Annotated in this window: 8 protein-coding genes; 4 read left to right on the top strand and 4 right to left on the bottom strand. The window is 65.0% G+C overall.

Going from position 1 to position 9,004, the window contains the following annotated elements; all coding sequences use genetic code 11:
- The 3 genes from RBR29_RS08420 to RBR29_RS08410 form a co-directional block, all read right to left on the bottom strand.
- Positions 1 to 1,434: biotin carboxylase N-terminal domain-containing protein (locus tag RBR29_RS08420; protein WP_320348577.1), on the bottom strand; the 1,434-nt coding region annotated here is incomplete at its 3' end.
- A complete protein-coding gene (locus tag RBR29_RS08415; protein WP_320348576.1) occupies positions 1,434 to 3,098 on the bottom strand; it encodes a 5-oxoprolinase/urea amidolyase family protein in 1,665 nt (554 codons plus the stop codon). The genes RBR29_RS08420 and RBR29_RS08415, both read right to left, overlap by 1 nt.
- A gap of 2 nt (positions 3,099 to 3,100) precedes the next feature.
- Positions 3,101 to 3,865 (bottom strand): 5-oxoprolinase subunit PxpA, encoded by a 765-nt coding sequence (locus RBR29_RS08410; protein WP_320348575.1) that lies wholly within the window; start codon positions 3,863 to 3,865, stop codon positions 3,101 to 3,103.
- Positions 3,866 to 3,942: 77 nt separating this feature from the next.
- Here RBR29_RS08410 and RBR29_RS08405 point away from each other — a divergent pair, with 77 nt between their 5' ends.
- From RBR29_RS08405 to RBR29_RS08390, 4 genes are all read left to right on the top strand, one after another.
- Positions 3,943 to 4,614: a GntR family transcriptional regulator gene (locus RBR29_RS08405; RefSeq protein ID WP_320348574.1), complete on the top strand. Its 672-nt coding sequence runs from the start codon at positions 3,943 to 3,945 to the stop codon at positions 4,612 to 4,614.
- A 280-nt stretch (positions 4,615 to 4,894) separates the two neighbouring features.
- A complete protein-coding gene (locus tag RBR29_RS08400; RefSeq protein ID WP_320348573.1) occupies positions 4,895 to 5,929 on the top strand; it encodes a TRAP transporter substrate-binding protein in 1,035 nt (344 codons plus the stop codon).
- A gap of 16 nt (positions 5,930 to 5,945) precedes the next feature.
- Positions 5,946 to 6,452, top strand: a complete 507-nt coding sequence (locus tag RBR29_RS08395; RefSeq protein WP_320348570.1) for a TRAP transporter small permease subunit — start codon at positions 5,946 to 5,948, stop codon at positions 6,450 to 6,452.
- Positions 6,445 to 7,743: a TRAP transporter large permease subunit gene (locus tag RBR29_RS08390; RefSeq protein WP_320348567.1), complete on the top strand. Its 1,299-nt coding sequence runs from the start codon at positions 6,445 to 6,447 to the stop codon at positions 7,741 to 7,743. Before RBR29_RS08395 ends, RBR29_RS08390 begins: the two co-directional genes overlap by 8 nt.
- 44 nt (positions 7,744 to 7,787) lie before the next feature.
- On the opposite strand, the gene RBR29_RS08385 is transcribed toward RBR29_RS08390, so the two are convergent.
- On the bottom strand, positions 7,788 to 9,004 hold a 1,217-nt coding region (locus RBR29_RS08385), incomplete at its 5' end, for a PLP-dependent aminotransferase family protein (protein ID WP_320348565.1).

Below are 9,004 nucleotides of genomic sequence, written 5' to 3'. Positions count from 1 at the left end.
CAGGGATACGCGACGGCCGTCGATCTCGACGAAGGTGCGCCGCATCGGCACCCCATCCTGCACCAGTGACCTGGGCACATCGGCCAGGTCAACGGAAAATTCCGTTTCGATCCAGCGCGTATGCACACCGAAGCCTTGCTGACCGATGAAGTCATCCTGATCGACCACAGCACGGTGAAAGGGCAGCACGGACGCAACGCCTTCGATCTCGAATTCCCGCAAGGCGCGGCGTGCGCGGGCCAGGGCCTGTTCCCGCGTCGCACCGCTCACGATCAGTTTGGCCAGCAGAGAGTCAAACACGCCTGGCACCCGCGAACCGGACACGACACCGCTGTCAATCCGCACGCCCGGCCCCGAAGGGGGCGCAAAAACCGAGACGAGCCCCGGCGTCGGCAGATAACCGCGCCCCGGATCCTCGGCATTGATGCGGAACTCCAGGCTATGCCCGCGCGGCGCGGGCGTGGACTCGATCGACAGCGGCAGACCATCGGCGATGCGCAATTGCTCCACCACCAGATCCAAGCCGGACGTTTCTTCGGTCACGGGATGCTCAACCTGCAGGCGGGTATTGACCTCCAGAAAGGAAATACGGCCATCGCGCGCCAGCAGAAATTCAACCGTGCCCGCGCCAACGTAGCCAGCCCGAGCGCAAATGTCGCGGGCGGCCTGGTGGATGCGGGCACGCTGTTCATCGGAAAGAAAGGGGGCGGGGGCCTCTTCGACCAGTTTCTGGTTACGCCGTTGCAGCGAGCAATCCCGATCACCCAGCACCACCACCCGCCCATGCGTATCGGCGATCACCTGCGCCTCGATATGGCGCGGCCGATCGAGGAACTGTTCAATGAAGCATTCTCCCCGGCCGAAGGCCGCCGTGGCTTCACGCACGGCGGATTCATACAGTTCGGCCACCTCATCCAGCCGCCAGGCCACTTTCAGGCCACGTCCGCCACCACCGAATGCCGCCTTGATGGCGATGGGCAGGCCGTGCGCCTCGGCAAAGGCCACGGCCTCGGCACCGCTGGCCACAGGGCCTTCCGTGCCCACCACCAGTGGTGCGCCCACGGCCTGGGCGATCCGCCGCGCCGCCACTTTGTCACCGAGCGCTTCGATGGCCTCGGGCGGGGGGCCGATCCAGGCCAGGCCGGCATCGATCACGGCGCGCGCGAAATCCGCGCGCTCGGAAAGAAACCCATAGCCCGGATGAACGGCGTCGGCCCCGGAACGCCTGGCGACGTCCAGGAGCTTGTCGATGTCCAGGTAGGTTTCGGCAGGCCGGCGGCCTTCCAGCGCCCAGGCCTCATCGGCCTGACGCACATGCAGCGCATCGGCATCGTCATCGGCATATACGGCAATCGAGCGCACACCATAATCGGCGCAGGCGCGCGCAATGCGCACGGCGATCTCTCCCCGGTTGGCAATCAGGACTTTACGGATCATGGCAGGATTTCCTTGAAAGGCCCGATGGGCCGGAAGCGCAGGCGGGCGCCCACGGGAATCTGGGCGGCGCGATCCAGGTCGCGGCCGACGACCGCGCCAATCACCGGGTAGCCGCCAGTCAGCGGATGGTCGGCCAGGAACAGAACTGGCTGACCGCCGGCCGGCACCTGGATGGCGCCAGCCACAGTGCCCTCACTGGGCAGTTCTCCCTGGCGGCTGCGCATCAGCGGTTCGGTCCCGGCCAAACGCATGCCGACCCGATCCGATTGGGGCGTAACCAGCCATTCCTGGTGGGCGAGCAGATCGATCGCAGACGGGGAAAACCAGTCCGTGCGCGGCCCCAGGACCACATCCAGGAAGACGAGATCCCCCCGCCGGGGCAGAGGCGGCGGTGAATCGTCGGCGATCAGGACGGCGCCGGGACGCACGCCGCCCAGGACCACCCCTACCCGCAGCCGGTCACCCGCACGCAACGGCGCCGGCCCGATGCTCGCCAGCGTGTCGGTGGCGCAACTGCCCAGCACCGGCGCCACGTCCCAGCCTCCCCGGACGGCCACGTAGCAGCGCACACCGGCGCCCGGTACGCCAATCCGCAGTTCGTCACCGTCATCGAGCGCCAGCGGCTGACCCAAAGCTGCGGGAAGATGAACCCCTCCCGCCGTCGTCAGGCGAATTTCTGCCTGAGCGCCGGTGACAGCGACAACAGCCCGCCCCCGGCATATCAGGCGCAATCCGCCCAGAGCATTTTCCAGTACGGGCGCATCGACCGGATTGCCGACGATCCGGTTGGCGGCGCGCAGCGCGCCCCGATCCAGCGCCCCGGACAACGACACGCCCATGCCAGTCAGCCCGGGCCGGCCCAGATCCTGCACCAGGGTTTGCGGCCCGGCGGACAGCACGTCGAAGCAGGCCGATGGCGTGGCGGCCGCAGAGCCCATTGACGCGGCCGTGGCGAGCGAGGGGCGGGAATTTTCACCGGACAGTCCACCGGGCAGGCTATAAGTGACACCGGCGGCCCCCAGGTCGCGGAAGCGCACACGAAAGCCGGGCCGCACCAAGGCCGGTTCGGCCCGCTCCATGTCCCACATGCGCCAGGGCGTCACGCCCAGCAATTGCCAGCCGCCAGGGCTGTCAGACGGATACACGGCGCTGAAATCGCCCGCCACGGCTACCGATCCGGCAGGAACGCGCACACGCGGGGCAGACCGTCTGGGTATGCCGTGAAAACAGGGATCGCCACCTGCCAGATAGATGAAACCCGGGGCAAACCCCGCGAACGCCGCCCAATAGTCGCTGCCCGTGTGACGCTCGATCAATTCGGTGCGCTTCATCCCGAGCAGTGCGGCGACCTCGTCCAGATCTTCACCCTCATAGCGCACAGGAATTTCCACCAGCCGCGCAGCAGATGCGGCAGGCGCAGCATCCGATACGCCCCCAGGGGCATCCCCCAAGGCGGCTGCGGTTCGCCACAACCAGTCGGCCACATCCCGCGCCGACAGCGCGGACGGGCGAAACAGCACCAGCAGCGTGCGTGCGGCGGGCACGATGTCCTCAACCCCCGCCGGCCACTGGCCAAGCGCCCGGAACAAGGCCAGCGTCTCATCCAGAGAACGGAATTCCGCCAGTACGGCGCCATCGCCGGCAGGCAGGCAGCGCGGCATGATCATGGAATCTGCGCCCCGGCAAACGGTGCCAGCGCCACACCAGCGGCTTGCAGCCGCTGGCGCACCGCGCGCGCCATGGCCACGGCCCCCGGGCTGTCGCCATGCACGCAGATGGAATCCGCCTGCAGGCGCACGCGGCTGCCGTCGATGGCCGTGATTTCGCCCGTGCGGACCAGGTCGAGCATGCGCTCGGCGACCTGGTCGGGATCGTGCAGCATGGCCCCGGCCTCGCGGCGCGACACCAGGGCGCCATCGGGCGCATAGGCACGATCCGCAAACGCTTCGGCCACTACACGCAGGCCACGGGCTCGCGCCCAGTCCAACAAGGGTGAACCGGCAAGCCCCATCAGGATCAGGCCAGGATCGAGTGCCAGCAGCGCAGCGATGACGTCCGCCGCCTGGCGTTCGTCATGGGCAATGGTGTTGTACAAGGCGCCATGCGGCTTGACATACGTGACACGAGTGCCCGCCGCCGCAGCCAGCCCTTGCAGGGCACCGATCTGATAGATGACATCGGCCACCAGTTCACGGCTGGATGGATCCATATTGCGCCGGCCAAAACCGGCCAGATCGGGATAGGCCACGTGCGCCCCGATCGCCACGCCGCGCTCGGCGGCCGCGCGCAGGGTGTCCAGCATGCCGGCCGGATCCCCGGCATGAAAACCGCACGCCACATTGGCACTGGTGACAATGTCCAGCATGGCGGCATCGTCACCCATGCGCCAGGCGCCAAAGCTTTCACCCAGATCGCTGTTCAAGTCCATGTGCGTTCCTTATCATTGCAAAATCCAGCACGGATCGTTGAACGATCCGGTCCGCGAAAATCATTCCGAGGGCGACCATGCATTCCCGCCATTATCCCAGCCCCGGCGCCACGCCGAGCCTGACCGACACCGTGGCAGAAACCATCCGCCAGCAACTCATCCACGGCCAGTTGCGTGCCGGACAGCGCCTGTCCGAAGCGGGCCTGAGCGAACAGCTGGAAGTCTCGCGCAACACCTTGCGCGAGGCTTTCCGGATCCTGTCCAAGGAAGGGCTGCTGCGCCACGAACCCAATCGCGGCGTCTCGGTGGTGGTGCCATCGATTGCCGACATCATCGACATCTACCGGGTGCGTCGCCTGATCGAATGCCAGGCGCTGGCCCAGGCCTGGCCCCGCCACCCTGCCCACAAACGGATGGAACAGGCCATCGCACATGCGCGCCACATGCGCGATGCCGGCGACTGGCTCGAAGTCGGATCGGCCAACATGATGTTCCATGCCGCCATCGTGGCGCTGGCCGACAGCGCCCGCCTGTCGGCCATGTTCGCGGACATCTCCGCTGAACTGCGACTGGCTTTCGGCCTGCTGGATGATCCCGAATATCTGCATGCTCCCTTCGTCGATCTGAATGCCCGCCTGCTGGAACTGTTCGACCAGGGCGATACGGCAACGGCCGCCCGGGATCTGGAAGGCTATCTGATCCAGTCCGAACGCATGGTGCTGTCGGTCTATTCCGCCCACGTCGATTGACGGGCGATCGCACCGAACCACCCCAGCGCGCCGCTCTCGCGAACCTGCGCCTTGGAAAGCCTGCCGATCCCTCTCCATGATTGTTCAACAATCTTTTGAATAAAGCGAACAATTAAACACTACATTAACCACAAAAACAGTATTATTGTTGAAAACCCTGATCGACTGCTGATCATGGATGCACTATCTTTGTCGCACACCATTGCCCGTGGCCGATCCGAGGCCGCACCGTCGCTGACCTGCCAGGCAATGTTCCACGATCGTTTTCCAGGAGTCCTCGATGAAGCGTCGCACTCTCTTTGCCACCGCCCTGATCGCCGGTCTCGGCCTCTCCTTCCAGGCACAGGCCGCCACACAGTGGGATCTGGCCTCGGCCTATCCAGCCTTCAATTTCCATTCGCAGAATCTGACCCAGTTCGCCAAGGATGTGGACGCCGCCACCCAGGGCGACCTGAAAATCACGGTCCATTCCGGCGCATCCCTGTTCAAGATGCCGGAAATCAAGCGTGCCGTGCAGGGCAACCAGGCCCAGGCAGGCGAATTCTTCATGGTCAGCTTCCAGAATGAATGGCCACTGTTCGGCCTGGACGGCCTGCCTTTCCTCGTCAGCAGCTACGACGAAGCCTGGAAGCTGTATCAGGCTCAGCGCCCGCTGCTGGAAAAGAAACTGGCTCAGCAAGGCATGGTGCTGCTCTATGCCGTGGCCTGGCCGCCGCAAGGTATCTACACCAACAAGCCCATCCAATCGGCCGCCGACCTCAAGGGCCTGAAATGGCGCGTGTACAGCCCCACCACGGCACGCATCGGCGAACTGATTGGTGCGCAGCCGGTCACAGTCCAGGAAGCCGAACTGTCCCAGGCTCTGGCCACAGGCGCGATCAACGGCCTCATCACCTCCAGCGCCACCGGCGCAGACAACAAGCTCTACGAAAACCTGAAGTACTACACCAACGTCCAGGCCTGGATCCCCAAGAATGCCGTGGTCGCCAATAAAAAGGCTATCGAGGCCCTGTCGCCAGCCACGCGCGAGGCCCTGCTGAAAGCAGCAGCAGCCGCTGAAAAACGCGGATGGGATGAATCCCGCAAGGTCGATGCCGACTCCATCGCCAAGCTGAAGGCCGGTGGCATGGAAGTCGCTGAACCTTCCGCCCAGCTGAAGGCCGACCTGATCGAAATCGGCCAGACGGTCATCCGCGAATGGCTGAAGACAGCCGGTGCCGAAGGCAAGGAAGTCCTGGATGCCTCGGGCCGGATGCGCGCCCTCGGGCAAGGGGCCAACGCCCGCATGATCCAGCAAGCCACGACCTCCAACTGATCCCCCGGAGCCCGCCATGCGCAAATTCCTCGATGGCCTGTATACCGGCAGCAGCTGGCTCGCCGGCCTGGGCATGATTGGCGTACTGCTGATGGTCAGTTATTCCATCGTAGGCCGCCTGGCGGGCATCCCTGTGGGCGGCATTGATGCCTACGCCGGCTACGCCATGGCCGGTGCGGGCTTCCTGGCTCTGGCCAGTACCCTGAAAAAAGGCGAGCACATTCGCGTCACGCTGGTCCTGGGCATGCTGCAGGGGCGGGCGCGCCGGGCATTGGAACTGACCGCCCTGCTGATTGCCGTCGCGCTGTCGGGATTCCTGGCCCTGTATTCCGCTCGCCTGGTCTGGCAATCCTGGTCCTTCCAGGACATCTCCACCGGCATCGACGCCACGCCGATGTGGATCCCCCAGATCTCCATGGCCGTGGGCACGCTGATCTTCTTCATTGCCTTCCTGGACGAGTTCTGCCTGGAACTGCTGGGCAAGCGCCTGCCCCCCAACTCCGAGGAACTCCACCATGAATGAAATCTCGGCCAGCATCCTCCTGATCGTGGTCCTGTTCGCGCTGCTGGGCGGCGGGGTCTGGGTGGGCCTGACCCTGGCCGGCGTAGCCTGGTTCGGCATGGAGTTCTTCTCCAACCGCGCGGCGGGCGACGCCATGGCCCTTACCATCTGGGGCAGTTCCAGCAGTTGGACCCTGACCGCCCTGCCCCTGTTCGTCTGGATGGGCGAAATCCTCTATCGCACCAATCTGTCCGAAAACCTGTTCCGCGGCCTGGCGCCCTGGGTCAACCGCCTGCCGGGGCGACTGCTGCATACCAACGTGCTGGGCTGCACGATCTTCGCCTCGGTCAGCGGATCCTCGGCCGCCACCTGCGTCACCGTGGGCCGCATGAACCTGCCCGAACTGCGGCAACGCGGCTACCCCGATGCGCAGATCATTGGTTCGCTGGGCGGCCCTGCCACCCTGGGCCTGCTGATCCCGCCCTCCATCATCCTGATCGTCTATGGGGTAGCGGCAGAAACCTCGATCGCCAAACTCTTCATCGCCGGCATCGTGCCCGGCCTGCTGCTGGCGCTGCTGTTCAGCGGCTGGATCGCCGGATGGGCGCTGCTGCACCCGGACCGCGTCCCCGTCTCGGCCGAAGGCCGCCTGCCACTGCGACAAAAGCTGCGCGAATCGCGCCAACTGATCCCCGTGGTCCTGCTGATCCTGGGGGTGGTCGCCAGCATCTACAGCGGCGTGGCCACCGCCACTGAATCAGCCGCCATCGGCGTGCTGGGTGCCTTTCTGCTGTCGGCCTGGCAAAAGACCCTGACCTGGCAGTCGTTCCGCGATTCACTGCTGGGGGCCACCCGCCTGTACTGCATGATCGCCCTGATCCTGGCGGGCGCTGCCTTCATGACGCTATCCATGGGCTACATCGGCCTGCCCCGCCAGCTGGCGGAATTCGTCGGCAGCCTGCACCTGTCCCCTGGCATGCTGATCATTGCGCTGGCGCTGTTCTACATCGTACTGGGCTGCTTTCTGGACGGGATCTCCACCATCGTCCTTACCATGGGTGTGGTGCTGCCCATCATCCAGGTGGCCGGCATCGACCCGATCTGGTTCGGCATCTTCCTGGTCATCACCGTGGAAACCGCCCAGATCACCCCGCCGGTGGGCTTCAACCTGTTCGTGCTGCAGAGCATGACCGGCAAGGAAGTCACCTACCTGGCCCGGGTCTGCGCGCCCTATTTCGGCCTGATGGCGCTCACGCTGATCATCCTCTGGTATTTTCCGGCACTGGCCACCTGGCTGCCCGGACATATGTAGCGCACGCGGATCGGGGCCGGCCACGCCGGCTCCGGGACGCCGGTCTACCCAGACCGGCTCCTGCGGCGGCGCATGAATTCAATGAATTTCGGGTGCGCCACATAGGCGATGTTCAGCCGCATGGCGGGACGCATACTGGTCCGATCCGGCATGAAGATCCGGCCTGGAGCGATGAAGATGCTGCGCTCGGATGCTTCTTGCACCAATCGTTCCTCGTGATCCCCAGGGTGCAGATACGCCCACAGATAGAAGCAAGCCGATGGTTCGCAAAAGGTCTCCAACCCCAGATCCTGCAGGATCTGGAGCGACCGCTCGGTGGCCTGGGCCACCTGGGTGCGCAGCCTGCGCAAATGCTTCAGGTAATGGCCGCAGGCGATGAAGTCGTAGAGCATCCGTTCGGCGATATCACCCGAGCTGGCGATGGTGAGCATTTTCAGATCGCACAGGGAACGCGCCAGCGTCGAATGGCAGGCCAGATACCCTACTCGCAGCCCAGCCGACAGCGTCTTGGAAAACGTCCCGACGTAGATGACGCGCTCGAGCTGATCGAGACTGGCCAGCCGGGGCGCATCGGCTGGCAGGATATCGGCAAAGGGGTCTTCTTCGACCACCTGGAACCGATGCTGGGCTGCCGCGAGCAGGACGCGATGGCCTGTCGGCAAGGACAACGAACTGCCCGTCGGGTTGTGGGCCTGGGACTGCGTAAAGAACAGTTTGGGCCGATACCTCGTGGCCTTGGCATTCAGATCCTCGATATCGGGGCCATCAACCAGGCGCCGCACCCCGATGATCTGCACGCCGATCAGATGCAGCTTGGCAAACAGCGGGTAGTAGCCCGGACTGTCCACCAGCACCGTATCCCCGGGTTCGAGCAACTGCCGGGCGATGAGATCCAGGGCATGGTTGGCCCCCATGGTCGTCAGAATCTGTTCGGGGTCCGCCTGGATGTGCAAATCGGCCAGATGCCGCGCCAGATATTCACGCAGTGGTGCAAAGCCCCAGGGATTGCCATAGCCATGGACCTCGTTGTCCCCGCGCTGGCGACGAGCCCCCGACGGCAGGCGAAATTCTGGCGTGCCGGACCAATCATGCGGCGGTCGGCCCTCGCCGACCCGGACCTCGTACTGCCGCACCAACTGTTCCCTGAGCAAGGATGCCGCATCCACGGCCTGGGCCACGGACAGCGCCTTGGGCAGGCGTTCCCGGCGCGTTGCAATCGGTACGTAATAGCCCGATCCCAGGCGGGCTTCGAGCTGCCCCA

Origin of the sequence: Castellaniella sp. (assembly GCF_034007085.1) — a bacterium.
In the GTDB taxonomy this organism is placed as follows: Bacteria; Pseudomonadota; Gammaproteobacteria; order Burkholderiales; family Burkholderiaceae_B; genus Castellaniella.
This window is presented reverse-complemented; position numbering and strand designations above follow the sequence as displayed.

Coding starts and splice junctions, on each gene's coding strand:
- RBR29_RS08395 (WP_320348570.1), top strand. CDS start 5,946: ATGCGCAAATTCCTCGATGGCCTGTATACCGGCAGCAGCTGGCTCGCC.
- RBR29_RS08400 (WP_320348573.1), top strand. CDS start 4,895: ATGAAGCGTCGCACTCTCTTTGCCACCGCCCTGATCGCCGGTCTCGGC.
- RBR29_RS08390 (WP_320348567.1), top strand. CDS start 6,445: ATGAATGAAATCTCGGCCAGCATCCTCCTGATCGTGGTCCTGTTCGCG.
- RBR29_RS08410 (WP_320348575.1), bottom strand. CDS start 3,865: ATGGACTTGAACAGCGATCTGGGTGAAAGCTTTGGCGCCTGGCGCATG.
- RBR29_RS08415 (WP_320348576.1), bottom strand. CDS start 3,098: ATGCCGCGCTGCCTGCCTGCCGGCGATGGCGCCGTACTGGCGGAATTC.
- RBR29_RS08405 (WP_320348574.1), top strand. CDS start 3,943: ATGCATTCCCGCCATTATCCCAGCCCCGGCGCCACGCCGAGCCTGACC.